29 protein-coding genes are annotated in these 26,333 nt (G+C 40.2%); all 29 read left to right on the forward strand.

All coding sequences use genetic code 11. The annotated features are described in order from the left end of the window. Nucleotides 1-28 precede the first annotated feature (28 nt). The 29 genes from EHS13_RS15750 to fliP all read left to right on the forward strand — a co-directional run bounded on the left by EHS13_RS15750 (nt 29) and on the right by fliP (nt 26,318). Entirely contained in the window at nt 29-265 is a 237-nt protein-coding gene (locus EHS13_RS15750; protein WP_155701252.1) for a hypothetical protein, read from the forward strand. Nucleotides 266-481: 216 nt separating this feature from the next. Then, complete coding sequence (gene sucC, locus EHS13_RS15755) at nt 482-1,651, forward strand: ADP-forming succinate--CoA ligase subunit beta (protein ID WP_155701253.1); 1,170 nt, start codon at nt 482-484, stop codon at nt 1,649-1,651. A 29-nt stretch (nt 1,652-1,680) separates the two neighbouring features. Continuing rightward, complete coding sequence (gene sucD / locus EHS13_RS15760) at nt 1,681-2,613, forward strand: succinate--CoA ligase subunit alpha (protein ID WP_155701254.1); 933 nt, start codon at nt 1,681-1,683, stop codon at nt 2,611-2,613. Between the two features lie 116 nt (nt 2,614-2,729). Further along, the gene (gene dprA, locus EHS13_RS15765; protein ID WP_155701255.1) at nt 2,730-3,827 is read left to right on the forward strand and encodes a DNA-processing protein DprA; all 1,098 of its coding nucleotides are present in this window, start codon (nt 2,730-2,732) and stop codon (nt 3,825-3,827) included. Nucleotides 3,828-3,872: 45 nt separating this feature from the next. After that, the gene (gene topA / locus EHS13_RS15770) at nt 3,873-5,969 is read left to right on the forward strand and encodes a type I DNA topoisomerase (RefSeq protein WP_155701256.1); all 2,097 of its coding nucleotides are present in this window, start codon (nt 3,873-3,875) and stop codon (nt 5,967-5,969) included. Nucleotides 5,970-6,082: 113 nt separating this feature from the next. Next, nucleotides 6,083-7,402 carry an FADH(2)-oxidizing methylenetetrahydrofolate--tRNA-(uracil(54)-C(5))-methyltransferase TrmFO gene (gene trmFO, locus EHS13_RS15775; protein ID WP_155701257.1) on the forward strand — a complete coding sequence of 440 codons (1,320 nt, stop codon included), beginning with the start codon at nt 6,083-6,085 and terminating at the stop codon, nt 7,400-7,402. Between the two features lies 1 nt (nt 7,403). Then, on the forward strand, nt 7,404-8,297 hold the full coding sequence (gene xerC, locus EHS13_RS15780; RefSeq protein ID WP_155701258.1) for a tyrosine recombinase XerC: 894 nt from the start codon (nt 7,404-7,406) through the stop codon (nt 8,295-8,297). Nucleotides 8,298-8,414: 117 nt separating this feature from the next. Beyond that, a complete protein-coding gene (gene hslV, locus EHS13_RS15785) occupies nt 8,415-8,957 on the forward strand; it encodes an ATP-dependent protease subunit HslV (protein ID WP_155701259.1) in 543 nt (180 codons plus the stop codon). Between the two features lie 90 nt (nt 8,958-9,047). After that, on the forward strand, nt 9,048-10,439 hold the full coding sequence (gene hslU, locus EHS13_RS15790) for an ATP-dependent protease ATPase subunit HslU (RefSeq protein WP_155701260.1): 1,392 nt from the start codon (nt 9,048-9,050) through the stop codon (nt 10,437-10,439). Nucleotides 10,440-10,671: 232 nt separating this feature from the next. Then, nucleotides 10,672-11,079 carry a flagellar basal body rod protein FlgB gene (gene flgB, locus EHS13_RS15795; protein ID WP_155701261.1) on the forward strand — a complete coding sequence of 136 codons (408 nt, stop codon included), beginning with the start codon at nt 10,672-10,674 and terminating at the stop codon, nt 11,077-11,079. Nucleotides 11,080-11,082: 3 nt separating this feature from the next. Next, nucleotides 11,083-11,535, forward strand: a complete 453-nt coding sequence (gene flgC, locus EHS13_RS15800) for a flagellar basal body rod protein FlgC (RefSeq protein WP_155701262.1) — start codon at nt 11,083-11,085, stop codon at nt 11,533-11,535. 17 nt (nt 11,536-11,552) lie between these two features. Next, entirely contained in the window at nt 11,553-11,855 is a 303-nt protein-coding gene (fliE, locus tag EHS13_RS15805) for a flagellar hook-basal body complex protein FliE (RefSeq protein ID WP_155701263.1), read from the forward strand. A 44-nt stretch (nt 11,856-11,899) separates the two neighbouring features. Further along, nucleotides 11,900-13,495 (forward strand): flagellar basal-body MS-ring/collar protein FliF, encoded by a 1,596-nt coding sequence (gene fliF / locus EHS13_RS15810; protein WP_155701264.1) that lies wholly within the window; start codon nt 11,900-11,902, stop codon nt 13,493-13,495. Nucleotides 13,496-13,510: 15 nt separating this feature from the next. Beyond that, nucleotides 13,511-14,527, forward strand: coding sequence for a flagellar motor switch protein FliG (gene fliG, locus EHS13_RS15815; protein ID WP_155701265.1), 1,017 nt, complete (start codon nt 13,511-13,513; stop codon nt 14,525-14,527). Next, nucleotides 14,520-15,341 carry a FliH/SctL family protein gene (locus EHS13_RS15820; protein ID WP_155701266.1) on the forward strand — a complete coding sequence of 274 codons (822 nt, stop codon included), beginning with the start codon at nt 14,520-14,522 and terminating at the stop codon, nt 15,339-15,341. The genes fliG and EHS13_RS15820 overlap by 8 nt, the downstream gene beginning before the upstream one ends. Then, entirely contained in the window at nt 15,334-16,659 is a 1,326-nt protein-coding gene (fliI, locus tag EHS13_RS15825; protein WP_155701267.1) for a flagellar protein export ATPase FliI, read from the forward strand. Before EHS13_RS15820 ends, fliI begins: the two co-directional genes overlap by 8 nt. 2 nt (nt 16,660-16,661) lie before the next feature. After that, on the forward strand, nt 16,662-17,102 hold the full coding sequence (fliJ, locus tag EHS13_RS15830; RefSeq protein WP_162463133.1) for a flagellar export protein FliJ: 441 nt from the start codon (nt 16,662-16,664) through the stop codon (nt 17,100-17,102). 26 nt (nt 17,103-17,128) lie between these two features. Then, the gene (locus EHS13_RS15835) at nt 17,129-18,031 is read left to right on the forward strand and encodes a MotE family protein (protein ID WP_227013953.1); all 903 of its coding nucleotides are present in this window, start codon (nt 17,129-17,131) and stop codon (nt 18,029-18,031) included. A 36-nt stretch (nt 18,032-18,067) separates the two neighbouring features. Further along, nucleotides 18,068-19,558 (forward strand): flagellar hook-length control protein FliK, encoded by a 1,491-nt coding sequence (locus EHS13_RS15840; RefSeq protein WP_155701269.1) that lies wholly within the window; start codon nt 18,068-18,070, stop codon nt 19,556-19,558. A gap of 30 nt (nt 19,559-19,588) precedes the next feature. Then, entirely contained in the window at nt 19,589-20,047 is a 459-nt protein-coding gene (locus tag EHS13_RS15845) for a flagellar hook capping FlgD N-terminal domain-containing protein (RefSeq protein WP_155701270.1), read from the forward strand. 4 nt (nt 20,048-20,051) lie between these two features. Then, nucleotides 20,052-20,438, forward strand: coding sequence for a TIGR02530 family flagellar biosynthesis protein (locus EHS13_RS15850; RefSeq protein ID WP_155701271.1), 387 nt, complete (start codon nt 20,052-20,054; stop codon nt 20,436-20,438). A gap of 109 nt (nt 20,439-20,547) precedes the next feature. Further along, the gene (flgG, locus tag EHS13_RS15855) at nt 20,548-21,369 is read left to right on the forward strand and encodes a flagellar basal body rod protein FlgG (protein ID WP_155701272.1); all 822 of its coding nucleotides are present in this window, start codon (nt 20,548-20,550) and stop codon (nt 21,367-21,369) included. 66 nt (nt 21,370-21,435) lie between these two features. Next, entirely contained in the window at nt 21,436-21,660 is a 225-nt protein-coding gene (locus EHS13_RS15860) for a flagellar FlbD family protein (RefSeq protein WP_155701273.1), read from the forward strand. Then, complete coding sequence (locus EHS13_RS15865; RefSeq protein WP_155701274.1) at nt 21,661-22,137, forward strand: flagellar basal body-associated FliL family protein; 477 nt, start codon at nt 21,661-21,663, stop codon at nt 22,135-22,137. Nucleotides 22,138-22,174: 37 nt separating this feature from the next. Next, nucleotides 22,175-23,173: a flagellar motor switch protein FliM gene (fliM, locus tag EHS13_RS15870; protein ID WP_155701275.1), complete on the forward strand. Its 999-nt coding sequence runs from the start codon at nt 22,175-22,177 to the stop codon at nt 23,171-23,173. Further along, complete coding sequence (fliY, locus tag EHS13_RS15875) at nt 23,163-24,479, forward strand: flagellar motor switch phosphatase FliY (RefSeq protein ID WP_155701276.1); 1,317 nt, start codon at nt 23,163-23,165, stop codon at nt 24,477-24,479. The genes fliM and fliY overlap by 11 nt, the downstream gene beginning before the upstream one ends. Before the next feature lie 26 nt (nt 24,480-24,505). Further along, on the forward strand, nt 24,506-24,868 hold the full coding sequence (locus tag EHS13_RS15880) for a response regulator (protein ID WP_155701277.1): 363 nt from the start codon (nt 24,506-24,508) through the stop codon (nt 24,866-24,868). A gap of 38 nt (nt 24,869-24,906) precedes the next feature. Continuing rightward, nucleotides 24,907-25,518, forward strand: coding sequence for a flagellar biosynthetic protein FliO (locus EHS13_RS15885; protein WP_155701278.1), 612 nt, complete (start codon nt 24,907-24,909; stop codon nt 25,516-25,518). Continuing rightward, nucleotides 25,518-26,318, forward strand: coding sequence for a flagellar type III secretion system pore protein FliP (fliP, locus tag EHS13_RS15890; RefSeq protein ID WP_155705383.1), 801 nt, complete (start codon nt 25,518-25,520; stop codon nt 26,316-26,318). Before EHS13_RS15885 ends, fliP begins: the two co-directional genes overlap by 1 nt. The last annotated feature ends 15 nt before the right edge of the window (nt 26,319-26,333 follow it).

Genomic DNA, 26,333 nt, shown 5'->3' on the forward strand with positions numbered 1-26,333 from the left:
TGGGAATACTAGGCACGAGGTGAATATAATGAATAATGAACCGTATTTTTGTCCAAATTGCCGCTCCAATCGTGTGAAATTCAGCTTAATAACCACACACTCCCAAGCTTTTATGAAAAATGCACATGATGGGTCGATTACAGAAATGGCTGATGATGAGTTTACAGCAAGTATGGACCCAGATATCCAATGCCGAGTTTGTTCTTTTATTGGCAATGAGCTGCGTTTTATTAAACAAGCCGAAAGAGAACCCCGTACAATGTAATCAAAACGCAGCCTGTACATTTCCTGAACAATGAGAAAAAGCTTCATCAATCTACAAAGTAGATCGTTTTTAGCGAAAAATAATGTTGATTTTACAATAATTTATAAGGAAACTGTCGGATAAACATGATACAATTATAAAGGTTTATTGAGCGGAACGTAGATTTCCGCTTTTTGCATGGGCTATAAAGACATTTTGATAGGAGGAAGTTATACAATGAACATCCATGAGTATCAAGGAAAAGCAGTCCTTAAGCAATATGGAGTCAACGTTCCTAATGGAATAGTTGCCTTTTCCGTTGAAGAAGCTGTTCAAGCAGCAGAAAAGCTAGGCACGAAGATTGTTGTTGTTAAAGCACAGATTCATGCGGGTGGTCGTGGTAAAGCAGGCGGCGTTAAAGTTGCGAAGAGCTTAGATGAAGTCCGTACATATGCGGGTGAGATTCTTGGTAAGATCTTGGTCACACACCAAACGGGTCCTGAAGGTAAAGAAGTAAAACGTTTATTGATTGAAGAAGGCTGCGATATTAAAAAAGAATATTATCTAGGTGTAGTTGTAGATCGTGGCACAGGTTCAGTAGTTGTGATGGCTTCGGAAGAAGGCGGCATGGATATTGAAGAGGTTGCGGCGCACAGCCCAGAGAAAATTATTAAGGAAATCGTCGATCCGGCTATCGGTTTACAAGCCTTTCAAGCACGTAAGCTAGCTTATGCGATTAACATACCTAATGAAATGATCAACAAAGCAGTTAAGCTTATTCTTTCCGTTTACACAGCGTTCGTGGAGAAGGATTGCTCAATTCTAGAAATCAATCCGATGGTAGTTACAGGCGGCGGCGATGTCATGGCATTGGATGCTAAGCTGAATTTTGATTCTAATGCTTTGTACCGTCGTAAAGATATTGTTGAGCTTCGCGATCTAGAAGAAGAAGATGCTAAAGAAATTGAAGCTTCCAAATATGATTTAAGCTATATCGCATTAGATGGCAACATCGGCTGTATGGTTAACGGAGCAGGACTGGCTATGGCCACAATGGATATTATCAATCATTACGGCGGAGAACCCGCTAATTTCCTTGACGTAGGGGGCGGCGCTACAACAGAGAAAGTTACAGAAGCTTTCAAAATCATTCTGTCTGATGCGAAGGTTAAAGGGATTTTTATTAATATTTTCGGTGGTATTATGCGTTGTGACGTTATTGCAAATGGTGTGGTTGAAGCAGCTAAACAAGTTGGCTTAGATCGTCCTTTGGTTGTTCGTCTTGAAGGCACTAACGTGGTACTTGGTAAGAAGATTATTAATGAGTCAGGACTTAATATTATTACTGCTGACTCCATGGCAGACGGTGCTCAGAAGATCGTTGATGAAGTTAAAAAAATTAGTTAATGAAACCAATAAAGGGTGTGAAATAACTCATGAGTATATTAGTCAACAAAAATACAAAGGTCATCACACAAGGGATAACAGGAGCAACTGGCTTGTTCCATACCAAAGGTGGATTGGACTACGGAACACAAATGGTAGGCGGTGTTACACCTGGTAAAGGTGGGACTACAGTTGATATTACATTGGAGAACGGTACAGTTGCTAAGCTTCCTGTTTATAATACGGTTGCTGATGCAGTTGCAGGTACAGGCGCTAACGCTTCTGTAATCTATGTTCCTCCAGCATTTGCTGCGGATGCGATTCTTGAAGCTATTGATGCCGATTTAGATTTGGTTATCTGTATCACAGAAGGTATTCCAGTACTTGATATGGTTAAAGTTAAACGGTATTTAGAAGGAAAACGTACGGTACTAATCGGACCTAACTGTCCGGGCGTAATTACACCAGGTGAATGCAAAATTGGTATCATGCCAGGCTACATTCATACTCCAGGACATGTTGGCGTTGTTTCCCGTAGTGGAACTTTAACATATGAAGCAGTACATCAATTGACTACTCGTGGTATTGGACAATCATCAGCTGTTGGTATTGGTGGAGATCCTGTAAAAGGATCAGAATTCATTGATATTCTAAGCAGATTTAATGACGATCCAGACACTTACGCAGTAATCATGATTGGTGAAATTGGCGGAACTGCTGAAGAAGAAGCTGCTGAATGGGTTAAAGCTAATATGACGAAGCCTGTAGTTGGCTTTATCGGTGGTAAAACAGCTCCAGAAGGCAAGCGTATGGGGCATGCTGGTGCCATTATCTCAGGCGGTAAAGGAACAGCTGCTGAGAAAATATCAACTTTAGAAGCTTGTGGTATCCGCGTTGCGGCAACTCCATCCGAAATGGGCTCAACTCTTGTTGCTGTTCTTGAAGCACAAGGCCTATTAGAGAAATGTATAACGGTTAAGTAAGCTTAGCCATTAATTGAATAACCCTGAATAGGTAAGCAACCTTTCATTTCCGCTCTGCGGATTTGGAGGGTTTTTTGTTTTTCTAGACTCAATTAAAAAAAGGAGCGGATAGTAAGATGAACCCAAGGATGATTTTATTTGCTTTACATGAGATGAATGAGATAGGTTGGATCACGATCCTCAAAATTACACAATTTTATACGGATTTAAAGGGAGTCCTTAATGCTAAGCCATCCGAGCTTACACGTTTAGGAATTAGAGCTAAACAAGCCCAAACGATATGTGATAACTTAAATGAGGATTTTGTTAATGGAAAATTGTCCGCCTATGAACGGCAAGGTGTGCAAATCCTGACGATTTATGACGAAGAATATCCAACCATGCTGTGGCATACCGCAGAACCGCCATGGGTGCTTTACTGTAAAGGAAATTTGGATTTATTGCTGAACCCGTTAATCGCTATAGTAGGAACTAGAGTACCTACGGTTTATGGGAAGAATGTTGCACAGCAGTTCGGTGAAGATTTGGCTCGGGCTGGGTTTACCGTTGTTAGTGGATTAGCTCGAGGTATTGATAGCTGTGCTCATATTGGAGCGCTCAAGCAACAAGCAAGCACGATTGCTATTCTGGGCAGCGGCGTAGATGTCGTTTATCCTCCAGAGAATGGATCGCTCTATCGTGAGATAGCCAGCAAAGGCTTGCTTATTAGCGAATTTCCGCTCGGTACACCAGCGTTGCCTGGATTATTCCCCCTAAGAAACCGGATTATATCTGGATTAAGCCTAGGGACATTAGTCGTTGAAGCAGCGCTAAAGAGTGGATCCATCATTACAGCTCATCAAGCTATTGATGAAGGCAGAGATGTTTTTATCATCCCAGGCCCGATTAATTCACCTAAAAGCCAAGGGGTATTCACTTTAATGAAAAGTGGTGCTAAGATCGTTATCTGTCCAGAGGATATTTTTGATGAATATAAGCATTTTATAGAGATTGAAAAAACATATTTTGGCAATGCTAATGACAATCCAACACAAGCTGTATATAATGCAGATGAACAACAAATCATCGATATTTTGGTACTTGCACCTGCCACATTTGACTCTCTATTAGAAGAAACACAAACTAATTTTGGACATTTGCATACAATTCTGTTATCTTTGGTAATGAAATTAGCGATTAACCAGCTTCCCGGTTCTATATATAGTATTCGTTAAACCAAATTATATCTATTTGCATAAAGGAAGGGAGGAAGATACATTATGGCAGACTCACTAGTCATCGTGGAATCACCCGCTAAAGCGAAAACGATCGGTAAATATTTAGGCAGCAAATACATCGTAAAAGCATCAATGGGTCATATTCGTGATCTTCCAAAAAGTCAGATTGGCGTCGAAGTCAAGAATAACTTTGAACCCAAATATATTACCATTCGTGGTAAAGGCTCGATTTTGAAGGAAATTAAAGATGCAGCTAAACGTGTGAAGAATGTCTATCTTGCAGCCGATCCGGATCGTGAAGGGGAAGCAATTGCCTGGCATTTGGCGCATTACCTAGATTTAGAAGTAGGCGAGCCTTGCCGAGTTGTTTTTAATGAAATTACGAAGCAAGCAGTAAAGGATGCCTTTAAAAACCCGCGTCCAATCAATTTGGATTTGGTTAATGCCCAGCAAGCTAGACGTATCCTAGATCGTTTAGTGGGTTACAAAATCAGTCCATTGCTATGGAAAAAGGTTAAAAAGGGGCTTTCTGCAGGTCGTGTTCAATCCGTTACCGTTAAAATGATCTACGATCGTGAGCATGAGATCAACGAGTTCATTCCAGAGGAATACTGGTCCATTACAGCTCAGCTTCTTGCTGGTACAACGGCATTTGAGGCTAAATTCCATGCCATGAACAAGGATAAAAAAGAACTACATACCGAAGCGGAAGTGCAAGTAATTCTTGACTCTATCCTTAATGCTGACTTTCTGGTTAGTGAAGTTAAGGAAAAAGAACGTTTACGTAATCCTTCGGCACCATTTATTACAAGTACCTTACAGCAGGAAGCGGCAAGAAAGCTTAATTTCCGAGCAGCTAAGACGATGTCTGTTGCTCAGCAGCTTTACGAAGGGATTGACCTTGGCAAAGAAGGAACAGTCGGTTTAATTACCTATATGCGTACAGATTCGACGCGGATTTCTCCAATTGCTCAAGAAGAAGCCAAGGAGTTCATTATCCAGAAATATGGCCCTAGCTATGCACCGGAAACACCGCGAGTTTATTCGAAAAAAGCTGTAAACGCACAAGAAGCTCATGAAGCAATTCGCCCGAGCTCTGTATTAAGAGAGCCAGATGAAGTCAAAAGCTTTTTGACCAAGGATCAGCATCGCTTATACAAGCTTGTTTGGGAACGCTTTGTTTCTAGCCAAATGACTTCCGCCATCTTAGATACAATGACCATAGATTTTGCTGTTGGGGATGCAACGTTTCGCTCTGTTGGTTCTAAAATGAAATTTCCAGGATTTATGAAGATATATGTTGAAGGTAATGATGATGGGACTACAGATGAAGACCGTCTGCTTCCGCCATTGAAAGAAGGCAATAAAGTTGAAAAGACGGATATCTTACCGAAGCAGCATTTTACACAGCCTCCTCCGCGGTATACGGAAGCAAGATTGGTTCGTGCTTTGGAAGAAATGGGTATCGGACGTCCAAGTACGTATGCTCCAACTCTAGAAACCGTTCAAAAGCGTGGTTATGTAGCTTTAGAGGAAAAGAAGTTTATTCCAACGGAGCTAGGCGAATTAGTTATTGAGCTAATGATCGAATTTTTTCCGGAGATCCTCGATGTTGCCTTTACCGCACAGATGGAAGAAGAGCTGGATAACGTTGGCGAGGGCAAAGAAAATTGGGTGAAAGTGCTCGAAACCTTCTATGAAACCTTCGAAAAGCGCTTGGAATTTGCCGAAGAAGAAATGAAGGAAATCGAGATAAAAGATGAAGTATCCGATGAGCTTTGCGAAAAGTGCGAAATGCCGATGGTTTACAAGATGGGTCGCTTTGGCAAATTCCTCGCATGCTCTGGTTTCCCTAATTGCCGAAACACAAAGCCGATTATTAAAGACATTGGCGTTACTTGCCCTAAATGTAAGGAAGGTCATATTGTCGAACGCCGCAGTAAAAAAGGCAGAGTGTTTTTTGGCTGTAATCTTTATCCGGGCTGTGATTTTGTATCCTGGGATCGACCGGTCGATAAGCCGTGCCCGCAATGTGGATCCATGCTTATTCAAAAAACCAATAAGAGCGGTACTCATATTCAATGCGTCGAGTGTGACTTTAAAGAAGAAAAAGAAGATTTGGATGAAGCAGCAGAATAAATTATTGAATAGCATTCATATAAAACTAAGTTCTTTAGGGAGCTTAGTTTTGACTTTGTAGACTTATGCTTACGAAAAAAGTTTTCATACGAAAACTCTAAGGAGGAAAAATCATGTCAGATATTCAAAGAGTTACTGTAATTGGAGCTGGGCTCGCGGGCAGCGAAGCGGTATGGCAGATTGCAAAACAAGGGGTACCCGTTACTTTGTATGAAATGCGGCCAGTGCGTAAAACGCCGGCTCATATAACCGACCAATTCGCTGAGCTCGTTTGCAGCAATTCCTTGCGTGCCAATGGACTTACTAATGCAGTTGGGGTATTGAAGGAAGAAATGCGACAAATGGATTCGTTAATTATGGCATGTGCAGACGAGCATGCCGTACCAGCTGGCGGGGCGTTGGCTGTCGATCGTGATGGATTTTCTGGAGCAGTGACAGCGAAATTGCGCAATCACCCTCTAATTGAAGTACGAAATGAAGAATTACTGGAGTTACCTGAAGGGATTACCGTTGTGGCAACAGGACCATTAACCTCTCCTGATTTGTCTGCGACCCTCCAAAAGTTAATGGGTGAAGAATATTTATACTTCTATGATGCGGCCGCTCCCATAGTGGAGAAGGATTCCATTGATATGAGCAAGGTTTACTTGGCATCTCGTTATGATAAAGGCGAAGCAGCGTATATAAATTGCCCGATGACCGAGGAAGAGTTCACTATTTTCCATGATGCTTTAATTGCTGCTGAGGTTGCCCCGATAAAGGAATTTGAGAAAGAAATTTATTTTGATGGCTGTATGCCGATCGAAGTGATGGCAAGCCGTGGTAAGCAAACCGTGCTTTTTGGCCCTATGAAGCCAGTTGGCTTAATAAATCCACATACGGGTAAGCTACCACATGCCGTTGTTCAATTAAGACAAGATAATGCAGCGGGTACGTTATATAATTTAGTTGGCTTTCAAACCCATCTTAAATGGGGAGAACAGAAAAAAGTATTCGGTTTGATTCCTGGTTTGGAGAATGCTGAATTTGTGCGATATGGTGTCATGCACCGCAATACCTTTATTAACTCACCTAGAAAGCTTCAACCGACTTATCAGTTTAAGGGCAAGGATCAGCTGTTTTTTGCTGGACAAATGACTGGAGTAGAAGGTTATGTTGAATCGGCTGCGTCTGGTTTAATTGCTGGACTTAATGCTGGACGTTTGGCAAGGGGGTTGGACTGTTTACTTTTCCCTGCTGAAACGGCACTTGGCGGAATGGCGAATTATATTACAACTGCGGATCCTGATCATTTTCAACCGATGAATGCCAATTTCGGTCTTTTTCCGCCTTTAGGAGAACGCGTTCGCAGCAAAAAACTGAAAAATGAGGCTTTGGCTGAGCGAGCTATCCTAGCCATCCAAAGCTTTGCCACCACGCACGGGGTGAAATGAGATGAAAAATGATTTTTTAGTTGAAGGCTTTATGCATTACCTTCATGCTGAAAAGAATTGCTCTGAACATACGCTGCAAAATTACTCCAAAGACATCATGCAATTTATGGAGTTTATCGAAAAGCAGAAGATAGATGATTTTCTTGAGGTCAATTATTTAAATGTACGGACGTATCTTGCCAAATTAAATGAACAACAATATGCTAAACGCAGTGTGGCAAGAAAGCTTTCTTCCATGCGTTCTTTCTATCTCTATTTGCTAAGGGAAGGCATACTAAAGGTGAGCCCGTTTAGTTATATTAAAACTCCTAAACAGGATAAGAAGCTGCCACAGTTTATGTATGTAGAGCAAATGAAAGCCATGCTGGAAGCACCAGATACCTCAACCCCTCTAGGGCTTCGTGATCAGGCATTAATGGAAACCCTTTATGCGAGTGGCATGCGGGTGAGTGAATTGGTACAATTAGATTTAGCATCTGTTGATTTAGATAACGGCATAGCCTTAGTTTTTGGTAAAGGGTCTATGGAGCGATATGTTCCACTTGGAGAACATGCTATCCAAGCTATCCAAGCATATCTGCAGCTTAGCCGTGCACTTCTTCTGCATCATAAAGATGAGAAAGCACTCTTCTTGAATTATACCGGCGGAAGATTAACAGATCGAAGCATAAGACGAGTTATTGATAAATATATTATGCAGTTAGCGACTCTAAATCATGTCAGTCCTCATACGTTCAGGCATACTTTTGCAACACATATGCTTGAGGCGGGGGCAGACTTGCGCTCAGTACAGGAGCTGCTAGGGCATGTTAATTTATCCACTACTCAAATTTACACCCATGTAACGAAGGATCATTTACAAACGGTCTATAACAAAGCCCATCCACGAGCCTAAATTTGTTAAATTCTAAGAAAGTTTAATTATGATTATACTGATCTTAGAATTCAGGACAAACGCCGACTTAAAAGATGGCATAGTAGTTTATCCTTGTTAAAGTAAAGGAGCTAACCCATGGAACAATTTCATGCAACGACGATTTTTGCAATCCGTCATCAGGGTAAAGGAGCAATAGCTGGAGATGGTCAGGTTACTTTTGGCAATAGCATGATCATGAAAGGCCACGCCAAAAAAGTAAGGCGGCTGCACCGTGGTAAAGTTATTGCTGGTTTTGCAGGGTCTGTAGCGGATGCGATCACTTTATTTGAAAAATTTGAAGGCAAGCTCGAGGAGCATCATGGCAACCTCCAACGTGCAGCAGTTGAGCTAGCGAAGGATTGGCGTCAAGATCGTGTCCTGCGCAGACTGGAGGCGCTTATGTTGGTCATGGATTCGACAAGTCTGCTGCTAATTTCTGGCAATGGAGAAATTATCGAACCTGACGATGGTATTCTGGCAATTGGTTCTGGCGGCAGCTTTGCATTGGCTGCTGGAAGAGCTTTGCATCGATATGCTCCTCAAATGACTGCTAAGGAAATTGCGCAAGCCTCTCTTGAGACTGCTGCTGAAATTTGCGTTTTCACCAATCATAATATAATTGTCGAAGAGATTGAATAACACCAAATTTTACGAAGTCAGTTTTCTGACGAAAACTCGGTTTATGCATAGGATATCAGTTTTTGATAATAATTCTTAGGAGGTTAATTTATGAATCAATCGTTAACACCCAAACAAATTGTGCTGGAGCTGGATAAGTATATCATCGGTCAGAATAAAGCAAAGCGTTCCGTGGCGGTAGCATTGCGGAATCGTTATCGTCGTGGTTTGCTGGATGACTCCATTCGTGACGAAATTATTCCTAAGAATATTCTTATGATAGGACCTACCGGAGTTGGTAAAACGGAGATAGCGAGAAGACTTGCTAAGTTAGTTAACGCGCCTTTTATTAAAGTAGAAGCAACCAAATTCACTGAAGTTGGCTACGTTGGCCGCGATGTTGAATCGATGATTCGCGATTTAGTGGAAACCTCTATTCGAATAGTGAAAGCAGAAAAAGCGGAAAAACTTAAGGATCAAGCAGAAAAGCTGGCTAATGAACGGCTAATCACTTTGTTGGTGCCTAATGTTGAACAACCTAAAGCACAGAAAAACCCTTTTGAGATGTTATTCAATAGCAGTAATGACAGTAATCAAGATGAAGAGCGAGTAGATCCATCCATATTATCTCAACGTGAAGAAGCTAGGATTAGCTTAGCTAAGGGAGAATTGGAGAACGAATCGATTGAAATTGAAATCGAGGATAACTCGCCTTCCATGATGGATATGTTAGCTGGGCAAGGCAATGAACAAATGGGCTTCAACATGCAAGAAATGCTCGGAAGTATGCTGCCTAAGAAAAAGAAAATTCGCAAACTTACCATTAAGGAAGCTCGTAATGTCTTGAGTCAAGAAGAAGCTAATCGCTTAATGGACCAAGATGAAGTGATTGTGGAATCGATAAAACGAGCGGAACAATCCGGGATTATTTTTATAGATGAGATTGATAAAGTGGCCAGTCCTGGAAAAGCGAATGGACCAGATGTCTCAAGGGAAGGCGTTCAACGTGATATCCTGCCGATTGTGGAGGGCTCAACGGTTGTTACAAAATATGGTCCTGTAAAAACAGATTATATCTTATTTATTGCAGCAGGAGCATTTCACGTCTCGAAACCATCTGATCTAATCCCAGAGTTGCAAGGCCGCTTTCCAGTTCGAGTAGAGCTAAGCAGCTTGACGCATGAGGATTTCGTGCGGATACTGCAGGAGCCGAAAAATGCGCTTACCAAACAATACATTGCGCTTCTTGAAACGGAAGGTATTGCGATTGACTTCTCAACTGCAGCCATTGAAGAAATAGCTCGTATAGCCGTAGAAGTCAACCAAAATACGGAGAATATTGGTGCTAGAAGACTCCATACCATACTGGAAAAGCTTTTAGAAGACCTCTCTTTCGAAGCTTCCGAGATAACTTTAGAGCATTTAACTATAACACCTGAATACGTGAAAGATAAACTTTTCGACATTTCACAGAATCGTGATTTAAGCCAATATATTTTATAGGTTTATAATTAAAATTTTTGTGTCTGGGTCAATGGTCCTATTTTTCTAAAAAATGGGGCTATTTTCTTATTGTAAAATGTACCCATTATCATGCATGATTAATTTTATTTCATATTTCGTAGTTTTCGACATATTCTGCTAATATTTTTGTAAATGTTGCCGATTGAAGAAGGATTTAGTTATCCTATGTTGAATATGAATACATAATCACTATTTGAAGCGAGGGAGAACTATGTTTTCTATTAATAAACCAAGCTTTCAGTTATTGGAGAAATCTTTAGATGCCGCCACAATGCGACAGAGAACCATCACCAACAACATTGCCAATGTAGACACTCCCTATTTTAAAAGATCAGATGTTACCTTTGAAAGCTTACTGCAGAAAGAAATGGGCACATCGCCTACACTAGCAAGTTATCGAACGGATGCTCGACATTTTTCTTTCGGGGGCAGCTTACAACAAATTTCGCCTCAGATTTCGGAAGATCAGGCTTCAATCATGAATAACAATTTAAATAATGTGGATATGGATACTGAAATGTCACAAATGGCGAAAAATCAACTTTCTTATAACACTGAAATCCAAATGGTAAATCACGAATTTAAGATTATGCGATCTGCGATATCGGGAGGGAAATAATAAATGAAATTAACTAACAGCTTTGACATCAGCTCTTCCGCGTTAACGGCACAGAGGTTACGTATGGATGTTATCTCTTCTAACATTGCTAACGCGGATACAACACGAACAAAGCTAGTTAATGGTAAATGGGTGCCTTACTCACGCAAGATTGTCACAATGGAACCAAAAGAATCAAGCTCGCCTTTTGCCAAAATCTTAGATACCAATATGCGAGATTCGACAGGTGAAGGTGTCAAGGTCACGAAGATTTTTGATGACTCTACACCTTTTAAACAGGTCTTCAATCCCAGTCATCCAGATGCGGATGAGAATGGTTTTGTATTGATGCCAAATGTTGATATTCTCAAGGAAATGGTTGATATGATTTCAGCTACTCGTTCCTACGAAGCCAATGTAACAGCTCTCAATGCATCAAAAGCTATGATAACTAAAGCATTAGAAATAGGAAGATAAGAAAAGGGGGCTTTTAGATGATAGATGCAATTGGGCTTAAACCGTTAACTATGCTTACTAAGCCACAAGTAACGACTGAAGTCGGAGGCACGGATCTTGCACAACAATTTGGCTCCTTTTTAAATACTGCTATGTCCAATCTATCGAATCAAGAAGCACAAGTGGAACAGCTTAGTAATCAGTTTATTTCTGGCAATCTTGCGGATGTTCATCAATTAACTATAGCTGCTGAGAAAGCTTCCCTTGGACTAGAGCTGACATTACAAGTAAGAAATAAAGTGATTGAAGCATATCAAGATGTTATGAGAATGCAGATGTAATCTATCAATTCATCATAACCAACGTTTTTAGATGGGGTGACATAGTGAACGAAACTCTACTTCAATATTGGAACCGAACTACCCAATATTGGAACCAGCTTAGTAGAAATAGAAAAATCTCTATCGGTGTCGGTTTATTATTATTTATATTAGTCATTGTTATTGTCATATCAAGCTCATCCAAAACGGAATATGCATTGGCGTACACAGATTTACAGACGAATGACGCTGCAGCAATCACTACTTATCTGAAGGAATCAGGAATTCCTTATAAAATTAGTCCAGACAACAAAAGCATACAAGTGCCGAGAAGTAAGGTATCCGATGTACAGCTTGCAGTTGAGTCACAGGGAATTAATAAAAGTTCTTCTATTGGTTATGAAATGTTTCGTACAAGCGGTACTTTCGGAACTACGGATCAAGAGTTTAATATGAAGAAAAAAGATGCTTTGAATGGTGAGATTCAGAAATTAATTAATTCTATAGAAGCTGTTGGCAGCTCCCAGGTACTGATTAATTTGCCAGAAGAAACGCTTTTTCTACCGCAAGGGGATACGAGCGATAAAGCTACGGCTTCTGTTGTCATTCAGATAAAAAACGGCTATAAATTAGATCAAGCCAATGTAGATTTGATTTATAATCTGGTTTCCAAAAGCATTAAAAACCTATCCATTGAGAACATAACCATAGGTGATTCTGATGGAAATACTCTAGGTTATTCCAAGTCCGGTGGAGTAGCAGGAGGCGGAACAGGGGAAGCATCAAACCAATTTGCAATAAAAAAAGCCTTTGAACAAAGTCTTCAAGCAAGTGTGAAGACCATCTTAGGTGGAATTCTTGGTAATGCTAAAGTCATTCCTATGGTTATAGCTAATATTAATTTTGATCAGAGAACAAGTGTAGAGAAGCTAGTTACGCCTGTAAATTTAGAAGATAACACGGGGATTGCAATAAGCATTCAAGATATCCAAAACTCGTATGAGAGTGATGGTGGAACGGATGCAGGTGTTGCTGGCACGGGATCAACAGATGTTCCAGGGTATCCTGGGAGTACAGGAAGCACTGGGAAAACCACAAAAGAAGAAAATCAAAAAACGGTGAACAATGAAGTTAACCATTACACCAATGAAATCAAAAACAGCCCTTTTACAGTTACGGACATATCACTAAGTGTCGGAATAGAACCGCCTGATAAGACAAAACCAGAGTCGTTAACTCAACCTGTCAGGGATGACATTCAGAAAATATTATTAAGTGTTGTAAGTGCATCATTGGGCAATAGTGGGAAAGTGTACACGGAAGATGAGCTAGCGAAGAAAGTTACTGTTTTTGCACACACCTTTGCTGAACTAGATACGACAACCGATAAGGCAAGCAGCAGTACTGCTGTATATATTGGAATTGGTATTTTAGCTTTGATAGTGGCTGCTATTGTTGGCTTTGTTTTCTCGAGAAGAAGAAAAACAGCAGAAGCACAAGCCTTAGCTGAAATGGCTGTTTCTACTAAAGCAGAATTTCCAACACTTGATTTTGATCAAGTAGGCAATGATAGCCAAGTGCGTAAACAATTAGAGCAGCTTGCCAAGAAGAAGCCAGATGAATTTGTTAATCTATTGCGGACTTGGTTAGTTGATGAGTAGAGGCGGTGAGAAAAGTTGGCAAAAGCAGTTCAAGTAGGATTATCGGGTAGACAAAAGGCTGCGCTGCTTCTCATCAGTTTAGGGCCAGAAGTTTCAGCACAAATTTTCAAACATTTACGAGATGAAGAGATTGAACAGCTAACTTTAGAGATTGCCAATGTGAGAAAAGTAGACTCTTCCGAAAAAGAATCCATATTATCAGAGTTCCATCAAATATGTATGGCACAAGAGTATATCTCTCAAGGAGGTATATCTTATGCAAAAGAAATTCTAGAAAAAGCATTAGGGTCTCAGAAGGCGTTAGACATTATCAATCGTTTAACGGCAACACTACAAGTTAGGCCTTTTGATTTTGCTAGAAAAGCAGATCCTGCTCAAATCCTGAATTTTATTCAGAATGAAAACTCGCAAACCATTGCATTAGTTTTATCTTACTTGCAAGCCGAACAGGCTTCGATTATTTTGTCGGCCTTGCCTCAGGATAAACAAGCTGAGGTTGCCAAAAGAATTGCCTTGATGGACAGTACTTCTCCAGAGGTAGTGAGTCAGGTTGAACGTGTATTGGAACAAAAGCTATCAGCTACTGTAACCCAGGATTATACTTCTGCAGGTGGTATCGAAGCGATTGTCCAAATCTTGAATGGTGTTGACCGTGGTACGGAAAGAACAATTCTCGACGCACTTGAAATTCAAGATCCTGAATTGGCTGAAGAAATTAAGAAAAGAATGTTTGTCTTTGAAGATATTGTTAATGTTGATAATCGTTCGATTCAGCGAATTATACGCGATATTGAGAATGCCGATCTTCAGCTTGCCCTTAAAGTGGCTAGTGAAGAAGTTCGTGAAGCCATTTTCAAGAATATGTCCAAACGCATGTCCGAAACGTTCAGAGAAGAAATGGAATACATGGGACCTGTACGGTTACGTGATGTGGAAGAAGCCCAAACTCGGATTGTGGCTACGATTCGCCGTTTAGAAGAAGCCGGTGAAATTATCATCGCACGTGGCGGAGGAGACGATATCATTGTCTAAGCTTATTAAATCGGACTTCTATACTCCTTTAACCGAATTAAAACAAATTGAAACACCTATTATCCAAACTGTGAGAATAGTGGATCATTCGGAGGATCAAATAGAAAGCGAAGAACATCATGAATTGGAAATGATTAAATCTCAAATCCTTAAAGATGCTGAAGAAATCGCAGAGCAACAAATTAATCTTGCGATGGCAGAAGCCAATACTATTAAAGAAAATGCCTTACTCGAAATCCAACAATGGTGGCAGGAACGACGAACAGAAGACGAGCGTACAATTGCGGAAGCTCAAAGCAATGGATATGAAGCAGGCTATATCCACGGACAATTAGAAGCAGAAACATTTGTTAAAGCGTCCTATGCTGAGATGATTCATGAATCTCAAACTATATTAGAGCAAGCATCACAAATGAAAGAACAGATTATTCAAGAGGCTGAACCTTTTCTAATTGAACTCAGCTGTTCAATAGCAGAGAAAATAATTCAAAGACAGTTAAATATAGAACCGTCCTGGATAATCGAATACACACAAGGGATTTTATCTCGCCGCAGAGAAAAGGGCTTAATTTCGATTTGTGTTGCTCCCAAGCAATTCACATTTATGCAGGATGCTAAAGATGAATTCATGTTACATATTGATTCTCAGGCAGAATTGCAAATCTTGCCTGATGCAACCGTCTCCGATCATGGTTGTGTGATTCGATCTCCATTTTTAAGTGTAGATGCTAGAATAGATACCCAATTAAAAGAAATTAAAGATGCCTTGCAGCTCATAGCAAAAAGAAATGAGAGTGCTCTGGACCATGAGTAAACCTCTAGAAGCCACCAAGTACATTGAACATCTCAAACAGATGGACCCCGTTCGGGTTAATGGAAAAGTCATTCAGGTAATCGGACTTACCGTCGAATCAGAAGGTCCAGATGCAAGTATTGGCGATGTATGTCATATTTACCCGTTGAAATCCAAAGTGCCTTTAAAAGCAGAAGTCGTTGGTTTTCGTAACAATAGAGTGATTCTAATGCCACTAGGTGAGCTGCATTCCATTGGACCGGGTTGTGACGTTGTTGCAACGGGTAAGCCGCTTACAGTAGCTGTTGGACACGAATTACTGGGGAAAGTACTGGATGGGTTGGGCCAGCCGCTTGATGGTTCTTTTCTACCTTCAAGAATGACACAATATTCCACACATCGAGCACCAAGTAATCCGCTGAATCGGCCTAGAGTTAATGAGCCTTTAAGCGTAGGCATTCGTTGTATTGATGGGTTGTTAACTATTGGCAAAGGTCAACGAGTAGGTATATTTGCCGGATCAGGAGTTGGAAAGAGCACTCTATTAGGCATGGTAGCCCGTAATACTTCGGCAGATGTCAACGTTATTGCTCTAATTGGAGAACGAGGCAGAGAAGTGCTTGACTTCATTGAGCGAGATTTAGGCCCGGAAGGTTTAGCAAAATCGGTTGTGATTGTAGCAACTTCAGATCAACCAGCGCTGATTCGGATTAAGGGAGCACTAATTGCAACTAGCATTGCCGAATTTTTTCGAGACCATGGCTTGAATGTCATGCTGATGATGGATTCTGTTACCAGGTATGCTATGGCACAGCGTGAAGTTGGACTAGCCGTCGGTGAGCCTCCTGCAACTCGGGGCTATACACCTTCCGTATTTGCTGGACTACCTAAGCTATTAGAGCGATCAGGTACAGGGCCGAAAGGTTCAATAACTGCCTTCTATACTGTTCTTGTGGAAGGCGACGATATGAACGAACCTATCGCTGATGCAGTGAGGGGAATATTGGATGGGCATATCGTATTAGATCGAAATTTGGCACATCGTGGACATTATCCTGCTATTGACGTACTATCAAGCGTAAGTCGTGTAATGAATGAGATAGTTTCAGAGGAACAAAAGGATGCTGCGGAATTCTTGAAAAAACAGCTATCCGTATACAAAGATTCTGAGGATCTAATTAATATTGGCGCTTATCAAAAAGGATCAAATGCAGAAATTGACATGTCCTTGCGATATATACAAAGCATCTGGAATTTCACACGTCAAAAGACTAATGAAAAAGTGAATTACGAAGAAGCGCAAGAAAGATTGACAACTGAATTTTCTGGAGGAGGATGATTGTGAGCTTTCGCTATCCGCTACAAAAAATTGTCGATTTGAAGGTAAATGAGAAGACACAGGCTGAATGGATTCTTTCACATGCCATGGGCGTACTGCAAGAAGAAGAGTTATCACTCCAATCACTAAATTCTGAGAAAAGTGAAATTCATGCGGATCTCACTTCTGCAGTCGGAACTAGCGCCAATATTTCGCAGCTAAGAACCTATCAGAATTATATGACCCATTTGGATAGCCGCATTACAAAAAAATTAAAAGATGTTGAACATGCTGAACAAAATGTGCTCCACAAAAAAGGACATTTATCGGCAAAAATGATCGACGAAAAAGTATGGTCCAAAGCCAAAGATAAAGCAAAAATGATTTTTGATGCGGTAGCGCGCACCAAGGAGCAACAAGTTTTAGATGAGATGGCAACAACCAGACATAAATATTCTTCTTAATTCTAAGAGCAAAGGAGTTGACACAGTTGAAAGCAGAAATGGAAGAATCGGGACTTAGTGGTTTTGAAAGATTTTTGTATATATTCTTCATTCCGATTGTTTTTGCAGTCATCGGTATAGGTGTGCTACTCTCTTTGTTCGATACCAATATTTATAATGACATTCTTAAACAAGGCAATAAGATTCCTTTTATAGGTGCGCTTGTACCTGAACCCAAAACTGAAGTAAAGACAGAAGATCCAGCAACTGAGATACCAGAGATTCGAATTAAGAATCAAGATCAGAAAATTGCCGATCTAACTAAAAAACTCGCTGATCAAGAAAATGCGATGAAAGCCGCAGATACATCAACACTCCAAAAAGATCAGACGATCAAAGATCTACAAGCCAAAGGTGTAGCTTTGGAAGAACAATTAAAAACGAAAACACAGAGTGATGAAGAATATCACAATCAAATAAAGCTTACAGCTGAAATGTATGCCAAAATGAATCCAAGCAAGTCAGCACCTATCTTAGAAAATCTGACTTTGCAAGAAAGAGTTTTGGTGCTTAGCCAAATGAAACAAGCTGATCAGGTTAAGGTTCTGGAAAAAATGGATCCGATTAAGGCAGCAGAGGCATCCATTTACCTGAAAGATGTTGTCAGTGCCAAGGATCGTGAAATTGCTGCACTCCAAGATCGAATTAAACTAAATGACAGCACAGTAGCTTCACAGGAAATTACTAGGAATGATTTGGGGCAAACCTTTGCTGCTATGACCGCGAAGAGTGCTGCTACCGTGCTGCTCCAAATGCAATCTATAACGCCGGCTAAGGTTGTTGATATTCTTAATGCCATGGATAATGCTAGCCGAGCCAAAGTAATGACTGCTTTAGCTGATCTTTCTAAAGAAACAGCGGCTGCCATTACAACTAAACTAGCACCATGATAGATAGAGTTATTATTTGAGAGGAGGTGAAAAAATATGGATATGACAGCCCAATCTACAGTAGCTGCAATACTAGCACCCGTTACTCCCGCAAGTGGAACTGCTGCTTCTGCTAAGGCAACAGCTCAAACCGTGCAAGTAAATGGGAAAGAAACTAAATCTTTTACAGATGTGCTTAGTCAAGCTTTGACTGGCCAAGCTGAAGATCAACCCAGTGATGAAGCAACAGGATTAGAAGCCTTGCTGCAAACTCTCTCCCCTGCCTTGTTAATGGCACTTATTACCCAAGGTCAAGCAGATAAGCTTGAAACAGGTGAGGTAGAAAAAACAGAATTAGACCCAGCAATTGTCAAAGCATTGCAAGCTTTAGATGAGCAATCTGATGCTTTAAATCAACTCATCGACAGTGGTGCATTTCAACAATGGCTCTCAAAAGTTAGCGATTTGTTGACTTCGATGAAACCTGCTGATCCTAAAGCTGTTGCAACAGTTGATACTGAGAATGTTTTGCAAGTTTCTGATGAACAAGCCTTACCGAAAACAGCTGTGCAAGCTCAAGCGATTGTGAATCAGTTTATGACTGCGCTTAGTCAGAATAAAGACAGCTTATTGTTTCAGCAATTAGTCGAAAGCTTTCAAGAAATCGTTACGCCTGTGCTTATAGCACAAGCAGCACCTAAAGTGCTAGCGAACCCGACTAAAGCTTCAAACAACAGCTTAATTCCTGAGGTAAGCAATAAAGTAAACGAATCATTATCAAAGCTGCAAGCAACTGTCCAAGCATTGCTTGGAGATAGTTCAACGGCAGAAACTGCTGAAGTTAAAGAAGGCGATTCTAAATTAGCCTTCAAGATACAAGCACTGCAAGGGAATAAGCAATTCGCACAGCTTGATGCTTTATCCGCCAAAAGTGGAATGGCAGATCGCATGATGATAGCTGCTATGCAATCGGGTATCGGTTCAGATGAAGAAGCGACTACTGATGTATTAGCCCCAACCAATACACTTGCTTTTCAAGATTTAACGCGTATGCTGCAAACGGAGCAAGTTAAAGCAGCACAACCAATCACAGCTCAAAGCTTTGTACAAGACATGAGCCAATTGGTTATGAAGAATTTCAAGGTAGATGCGTTGAACGGTTTCTCAGAAGCTAATCTAACATTGTCACCAGAAAACTTGGGTCAAGTGAATGTAAAACTCACTATGCATAACGGTCAGCTTGTCGCTCATTTCGCAGCACAGACATTGCTTGGTAAAGAGATGCTAGAAGGTCAATTATCACAATTAAAGCTATCTTTACAAGGTCAAGGCTTGCAAGTTGAAAAACTTGAGGTAACTCAAAGCAGCAACTTACAATCAAGCATGTTTCAAGATCAAAGACAACAGCAATTCAGTCAGCAATTTGCACGTCAGAATAAGAGCAATTACAGTACTTTGGATGCTTTGCCTGAATCCTTTTCAGTCGAAATGGCGAATATGGCTAAAGCTAGCAAGGCTTACGGTAATGCGTTTAATGCAACAGCTTAATGCAACATAGTTTATACAGGAGGTGAAACCATGGCATCACCAATTGGTAATGTTAAGGATATTATTGCTCAGAATAGCCCAAGAGGTACAACAAAAGATGCTTCAAAAACACTAGGTAAAGATGATTTTTTGAAGATATTGATTACTCAGCTTCAACATCAAGATCCATCACAACCGCTTGAGGATAAAGAATTTATTGCTCAAATGGCACAGTTCACTTCACTTGAGCAGCTTTCAAACATGAATACAGAAATGAAAGCCTTACGTCAAACAATGGGACTTTCTCCTGCCTTCATTGGTAAAGAGATCAGTTGGTCCAAAACAGACTCGTTAGGCAATACAGTTGTAAACACAGGTATAGTGGATGCGTTAAAATATAAAGACGGTATTCAATATGCAAGTGTTGGAGGAGAGGAGGTTTCTCTGGATCAGATCGTTAAGGTAACGAACGCAACCGAAACCAAGTCCGAGACTGAAACTCCAGAGTAATGCCATGACCGAAAAAATTTCAATTGGGCAACTATACCCAACAACCGTAACACCTGCATCTCTGCGACAACCCAAAGCTAATTTAAATAAGGCTCTGCAGAATGGTCAGTCGTTTGATCAAATTTTCAAAGATAAAATGGTGCGATTTAGTCATCATGCAGAGCAAAGATTAGAACAACGAGGTATCCAGCTACAGCCAGAGCAACTGGCCAAGATTGAATCTGCCATTGATAAAGCTGCTGCTAAGGGTGCGAAGGACTCTTTAATCTTATTCAAAGATATGGCTTTCATTGTGAATGTTAAAAACCGCACAATTGTCACCGCTTTGGATAGCGCATCTATGCAGGATAACGTTTTCACTCAAATTGATAGTGCTGTAGTTATTACTTAAATCAATAGGCTGGACCTCATTATTGGAAGCCTAGGTTGTGGACCGAACGAAGCAACCGCCAATCAACAAGAATTTCAGATACCATACTTTAAAGGAGGACCCAAAATATATGTTAAGATCACTTTATTCAGGCGTTTCAGGTATGCGCGGTTTTCAAAACAAGCTTGACGTCATCGGTAATAATATTGCTAACGTCAACACAATTGGTTTTAAAATGGGCCGTGTAATGTTTAAAGATATTTTAAGCCAAACTGTTGGTGGAGTTACAGCACCAGGAGAAAACCAAGGTGGGGTAAATGCTAAGCAAGTTGGTTTAGGTGTTGCTATTGGCTCGATTGACACCATTCATACACCTGGTAGTGCACAAACAACCAATGTATCAACTGATTTACGTATTGATGGAGATGGATTCTTTGCCGTCAAAGCAAGTACTGATCAAGAAACACCGTATTTAACTAGAGCAGGTAATTTCACTATCGATGCCAACAGAGATCTCGTCACTTCTGACGGTATGTATGTTATGAATTTTGGGGGTACAGATAAAATAAGTTTACCAGTAGAAATAACTGCATTTACCATTGGACAAGATGGTCGAATTATTGGGATAGATAATAACGGAGCATCCACTATTACGGATTTTCAAATTGGGGTAGTTAAAATCACCAATCCTTCAGGTTTAGAGAAAATTGGCGGCAATTTATACCGTACTAACTCTAACTCGGATGTAAATCCAACACCAGATGTTGTAGCGCCCAACGATGCGGCATTAGGAACAGGTTCGATCGTTTCCGGCCAACTGGAAATGTCGAATGTTGACTTAACCTCTGAATTTACAGAAATGATTATTGCACAGCGTGGCTTTCAATCGAATTCGCGCATTATTACAACATCTGATGAAATTCTACAAGAAATTGTAAACTTGAAACACTAAGATTTAGTAATGGAATAACGGGGTGGATTGCTTCCACCCCGGCACTTTCATGATGGAGGGACTCTAATGCTTGCTCTAACTCGGTTGAATGGAAAACAGTTGATAGTAAATGCTTTACTCATCGAATCGATAGAAGAAACTCCGGACACCATGCTTACCTTAATTACGGGGAAAAAAATTATGGTTCTCGAGAAGGCACCTGATGTGGTAAGCTTAGTAGAATCTTATTTAAAGCGTATTGGCACGGTAAATGCAACAATTAAAAGTTTAGAAGTAAGGGAGGAATCATAGGTGTTTAAAAAATTACTACCGGTTATGATTGCAGTTCTTGTCGTAATCACCTTGATTCTGATTGCTACATATTTTTTATGGGATGTTTTCATGAATAAAGACAAAACAACAGATCCAGCTACTGAAGCGATAAGCTCAGTAAAACATGTTACACCTAAACCGCCTTCAGCTGCCAAAGTAAAATCATTAACGGTTACTTTGAAAGATATAACGACAAATCTCGCTACAAAAAATAAAATAATTGTTGTCGGATTTGCATTTGTTTTGGAGAATAAAGCGGCCATGCACGAATTTACTGATTTAGAAATAAAGGTTAAATCTGTGATTAATCAAACCTTAGCTGATTTAACTGTCGAGCAAGTGACAGGGTCTGCAGGGCAAGATACTTTAAAATCTACGCTAATGAATAAAATTAATGCTTTCATGGAAGAAGGCAAAGTAACAGAGATTAATATCCCTAATATCATAACCCAATAATGTCTTATTATTAATCTGTTTGAAGGGGGTGACTCTATTGGTTGACGTACTCTCGCAAAATGAGATTGATGCCCTGCTTGCGGCGCTATCATCTGGTGAGATGGATGCAGAAGAACTAAAAAAAGAAGAAACGCAAAAGAAAGTGCGGTCTTATGATTTTAAGAGGGCTACGAGATTCTCTAAAGATCATCTTCGCAGCTTGACGCGAATTCATGAGAATTTTGCTCGATTGTTGACCACTTATTTTTCTACGCAGCTAAGAACCTTCGTACAAATAAGCGTGGTACAAGTAGAGCAGCTGCCTTATGACGAGTTTATTCGTTCCATTCCGAAAATGACTATTTTGAATATTTTTGAAGCAGATCCGTTAGAAGGCAGAATGGTACTGGAAGTCCATCCCAATGTTGCTTATGCTATGTTGGATCGGCTATTAGGAGGTACGGGTGCCTCGCCAACTAAAATTAACGCATTGACTGAAATTGAGAATATCATTTTAGAGCGAATTTTTAGTAGAGCATTGGAAACCTTACAAGAAGCATGGAAGACTGTGGCTGATGTATTTCCGAGTTTAGAAGCTTTGGAAACTAACCCGCAATTCATGCAAATTGCTTCTGCTAATGACACAATTGCCTTGATATCTTTAAGTACCAAGATTGGCGACACAACAGGGATGATCAATTTATGTATTCCACATGTTGTGATTGAGCCGATTATGCCTAGATTATCTGTTCACCATATGTTTGTCACACATAAGAAAACCAAGACGGATGAAGAAACCGAGGCTTTGCAAAGCAGAGTAAACAAAGCAAAGCTGCCGATTATTGCAGAATTAGGGCATTCTTCCATATCGATCAGAGAATTCCTAGGTTTAGCAGTTGGTGATGTGATAAGTCTGGATAAGTCGGTTGATGAAGGGCTTCATGTCAAGGTCGGCGAGAAATTGAAATTTATCGGTAGTCCAGGCATCGTAAAAGGAAAAGTAGCTTTACAAATTAGTGAAATCGTGAGTGAAGGGGTGGAAGAAGATGACGAATAATAAGGATTATTTGTCTCAAGAGGAAATCGATGCTCTACTAAAGCAATCATCTGATGATCCAATGGATAGCCCATCTGGCACAGGAATTGACAATTACTTGTCTTCTTTAGAGCAAGATGCACTGGGTGAGATTGGTAATATTACTTTTGGTAGTGCTGCAACCGCACTTTCTACATTGTTAGGTAAGAAGGTTGATATCACTACACCTAAAGTCTCGATGATTACGCATGAAGAGCTGCAAGACGAATTTCCGATCCCACACGTAGCGGTTAATGTGAATTATGTGGATGGCTTTCACGGCATGAATCTGCTTGTGATCAAAACAAGAGATGCCCAAGTAATTGCAGATTTAATGATGGGTGGAGATGGCGCAGGACAGTTAGGTGAGCTGAGCGAAATTCATATTAGCGCAGTTCAAGAAGCAATGAACCAAATGATGGGTTCATCTGCTACGTCCATGTCAACCATATTTAATCGTTTTGTTAACATCTCACCGCCTGGAATTAATATACTTAACTTGGCGGGTGGAGAAGGTCAAGCTGAAATCCCTCAGGAAGATATTTTTATTAAGATATCCTTCCGTTTAATTATAGGTGATTTAATTGATTCAACCCTTATGCAGCTTTTACCGGTTTCTTTTGCAAGAGACATGGTTTCGATCTTAATGGGTGGCAGTGAAATGGTGGATGATCATATTGATGCGGTTCAACCTCCGAAGATTGATTATTCCATCCCAATGGACATACCAGCTGCGCAACCTCCTATGCAACAACCGATGTATGAGCAACCCATGTATGAGCAGCCGATGTACCAGCAACCGATGTATGAACAACCTATGTATCAGCAGCCTATGAATCCACAGCAGCCGATGTATCAGCAGCCTATGAACCAACAACAACCGATGTATCAGCAACCGATGAATCAACAGCAGCCCATGTATCAACAGCCGCCACAACAGTACGGGAACATGATGAATAATCGTAATGTGAATGTTCAACCTGTACAATTCAATAATTTAAATGCCGGCCCAGGAATGCAAGCAGATGAAACGAATTTAGGTCTGCTTTTGGACATTCCACTTAAGGTAACCGTTGAGCTAGGAAGAACTCAAAAAGTAATAAAGGACATTCTTGAGCTTTCTCAAGGTTCGATTATCGAACTGGACAAGCTTGCAGGGGAACCAGTTGACATCCTTGTCAACAACAAGCTCATTGCTAAAGGAGAAGTTGTTGTAATTGATGAAAACTTTGGGGTTCGTGTCACGGATATTATTAATCAGTGGGATCGGATTCAAAAGTTACAATAAATATATTCTAGGAGGATTGTTTACCGATGGCTAACCGAATTTTAATTGTAGACGATGCAGCATTTATGAGAATGATGATCCGTGATATTTTAACAAAAAATGGCTATGAAGTATGCGGAGAAGCCAATGATGGTGCACAAGCAATAGAGAAATTTAAAGAAGTTAAACCAGATTTAGTTACGATGGATATCACAATGCCAGAAATGGACGGAATTGCTGCACTTAAAGAAATTAAGAAGATTGATCCGCTTGCTAAAGTAGTCATGTGTTCTGCAATGGGTCAACAAGCGATGGTTATTGATGCTATTCAAGCAGGAGCAAAAGATTTTATTGTTAAGCCATTCCAACCTGATCGTGTTATTGAAGCAATCAAGAAGACATTGGGTTAATATCAAAGCCTAAGCGCCACACGAAAGGGATGTAAAGATTGAAAAAACTAAGTAAATCTCCATTCATTTTCATGTCTCTATTAGGTATTATTTTATCTTTTGGATTTGCCTCTTATAGCTTTGCCGCTATCGATGAACCAGACAATGACATAGGCAGCATTGGAAATATTGGCAGCAGTATCAAAATGGTAGGTTACGTGATATTCTGCCTTATTCTTATTATTGCTTTATTCTTTGTCATCATTAAAGTAATCTCCCAAAAGAATAAATTAATGATGTCAGGACGTTCCGTTAAACTAATTGGCGGAGTAGCGATTGGACAGAATAAAACCATTCAAGTTGTCGAAGTAGGTCATACCTTATATGTTGTAGGGGTAGGCGAGAATGTTCAGCTTATTTCCAAGGTTGAAGATGCCGAAGAAATTGAGTTTATTATCAATAATATGCAAATCCGTGGTAATATGGATTTTCCATCTCTTGGTAAATGGTTCAAAGGTTTAAAGGGCGAAAAGCATATTGAAGAAGAAGACTTATCCCCATCGTTCCAGCAGGTATTTCATGAGAAAATGGAACGGATTTCGAACCGCAAGCAACGTGTGGATGAATTGCTTCATAATGACAATGAATCAGATCGGTTGAATGATAAATGATGAAGAAGAAATTTTCAATATTACTCATTACTTTGTTTTTTTTGATGATTTCTGCTTCTGCTATTGCTACGGCCGCAGACGAACCTATCAACCCTGGCATTGATATAATACCTAGAATAAACATTAATATTGGCGGGAACGAAGGAGTGTCTGGTGCAACAAGCTCAACAGGCGCTTCTAGTACAATATCAATTATTTTGATGCTTACTGTTCTTAGTATTGCTCCTGCTATTCTAGTATTGATGACTAGTTTTACAAGAATTGTCATTGTTTTGAGCTTTGTTCGAACATCTTTGGGAACCCAACAAATGCCACCTAATCAAGTATTAATTGGTCTTGCCATGTTCATGACACTGTTTGTAATGTCACCGACTTTAGGCGATATTAACAAACAAGCACTTCAGCCCTATCTCAAGAATGAAATAAACCAAACGCAAGCATTACAAAATGCAGCACTGCCAATGAAGCGATTTATGGGTGCCCAAGTACGTGAAAAGGATTTAAAGCTTTTCCTTGATTATTCCAAAGCGGAACGGCCAACCGGAATTGAAGATACACCTCTTACTGCACTTATTCCAGCTTTTGCAATTGGTGAAATGAAACGAGCATTTGAGATGGGCTTTATGATATTTATCCCCTTTCTAGTGATTGATATGGTCATATCGAGTACTTTAATGGCTATGGGGATGATGATGCTGCCACCCGTCATGATATCTCTACCTTTCAAAATATTGCTATTTATTCTGGTCGATGGCTGGTACTTGATTGTAAAATCCTTATTATTAAGTTTTAGAGTCTGATATGAATAAAGAGGA

Origin of the sequence: Paenibacillus psychroresistens (assembly GCF_009728935.1) — a bacterium.
Taxonomy (GTDB): Bacteria; Bacillota; Bacilli; order Paenibacillales; family NBRC-103111; genus Paenibacillus_AC; species Paenibacillus_AC psychroresistens.

Bases quoted from the DNA above. Each gene is read 5' to 3' on its own strand.
- EHS13_RS15750 (WP_155701252.1), top strand. From the start codon at position 29: ATGAATAATGAACCGTATTTTTGTCCAAATTGCCGCTCCAATCGTGTG.
- sucC (WP_155701253.1), top strand. From the start codon at position 482: ATGAACATCCATGAGTATCAAGGAAAAGCAGTCCTTAAGCAATATGGA.
- sucD (WP_155701254.1), top strand. From the start codon at position 1,681: ATGAGTATATTAGTCAACAAAAATACAAAGGTCATCACACAAGGGATA.
- dprA (WP_155701255.1), top strand. From the start codon at position 2,730: ATGAACCCAAGGATGATTTTATTTGCTTTACATGAGATGAATGAGATA.
- topA (WP_155701256.1), top strand. From the start codon at position 3,873: ATGGCAGACTCACTAGTCATCGTGGAATCACCCGCTAAAGCGAAAACG.
- trmFO (WP_155701257.1), top strand. From the start codon at position 6,083: ATGTCAGATATTCAAAGAGTTACTGTAATTGGAGCTGGGCTCGCGGGC.
- xerC (WP_155701258.1), top strand. From the start codon at position 7,404: ATGAAAAATGATTTTTTAGTTGAAGGCTTTATGCATTACCTTCATGCT.
- hslV (WP_155701259.1), top strand. From the start codon at position 8,415: ATGGAACAATTTCATGCAACGACGATTTTTGCAATCCGTCATCAGGGT.
- hslU (WP_155701260.1), top strand. From the start codon at position 9,048: ATGAATCAATCGTTAACACCCAAACAAATTGTGCTGGAGCTGGATAAG.
- flgB (WP_155701261.1), top strand. From the start codon at position 10,672: ATGTTTTCTATTAATAAACCAAGCTTTCAGTTATTGGAGAAATCTTTA.
- flgC (WP_155701262.1), top strand. From the start codon at position 11,083: ATGAAATTAACTAACAGCTTTGACATCAGCTCTTCCGCGTTAACGGCA.
- fliE (WP_155701263.1), top strand. From the start codon at position 11,553: ATGATAGATGCAATTGGGCTTAAACCGTTAACTATGCTTACTAAGCCA.
- fliI (WP_155701267.1), top strand. From the start codon at position 15,334: ATGAGTAAACCTCTAGAAGCCACCAAGTACATTGAACATCTCAAACAG.
- EHS13_RS15840 (WP_155701269.1), top strand. From the start codon at position 18,068: ATGGATATGACAGCCCAATCTACAGTAGCTGCAATACTAGCACCCGTT.
- EHS13_RS15845 (WP_155701270.1), top strand. From the start codon at position 19,589: ATGGCATCACCAATTGGTAATGTTAAGGATATTATTGCTCAGAATAGC.
- EHS13_RS15850 (WP_155701271.1), top strand. From the start codon at position 20,052: ATGACCGAAAAAATTTCAATTGGGCAACTATACCCAACAACCGTAACA.
- flgG (WP_155701272.1), top strand. From the start codon at position 20,548: ATGTTAAGATCACTTTATTCAGGCGTTTCAGGTATGCGCGGTTTTCAA.
- EHS13_RS15860 (WP_155701273.1), top strand. From the start codon at position 21,436: ATGCTTGCTCTAACTCGGTTGAATGGAAAACAGTTGATAGTAAATGCT.
- fliY (WP_155701276.1), top strand. From the start codon at position 23,163: ATGACGAATAATAAGGATTATTTGTCTCAAGAGGAAATCGATGCTCTA.
- EHS13_RS15880 (WP_155701277.1), top strand. From the start codon at position 24,506: ATGGCTAACCGAATTTTAATTGTAGACGATGCAGCATTTATGAGAATG.
- fliP (WP_155705383.1), top strand. From the start codon at position 25,518: ATGAAGAAGAAATTTTCAATATTACTCATTACTTTGTTTTTTTTGATG.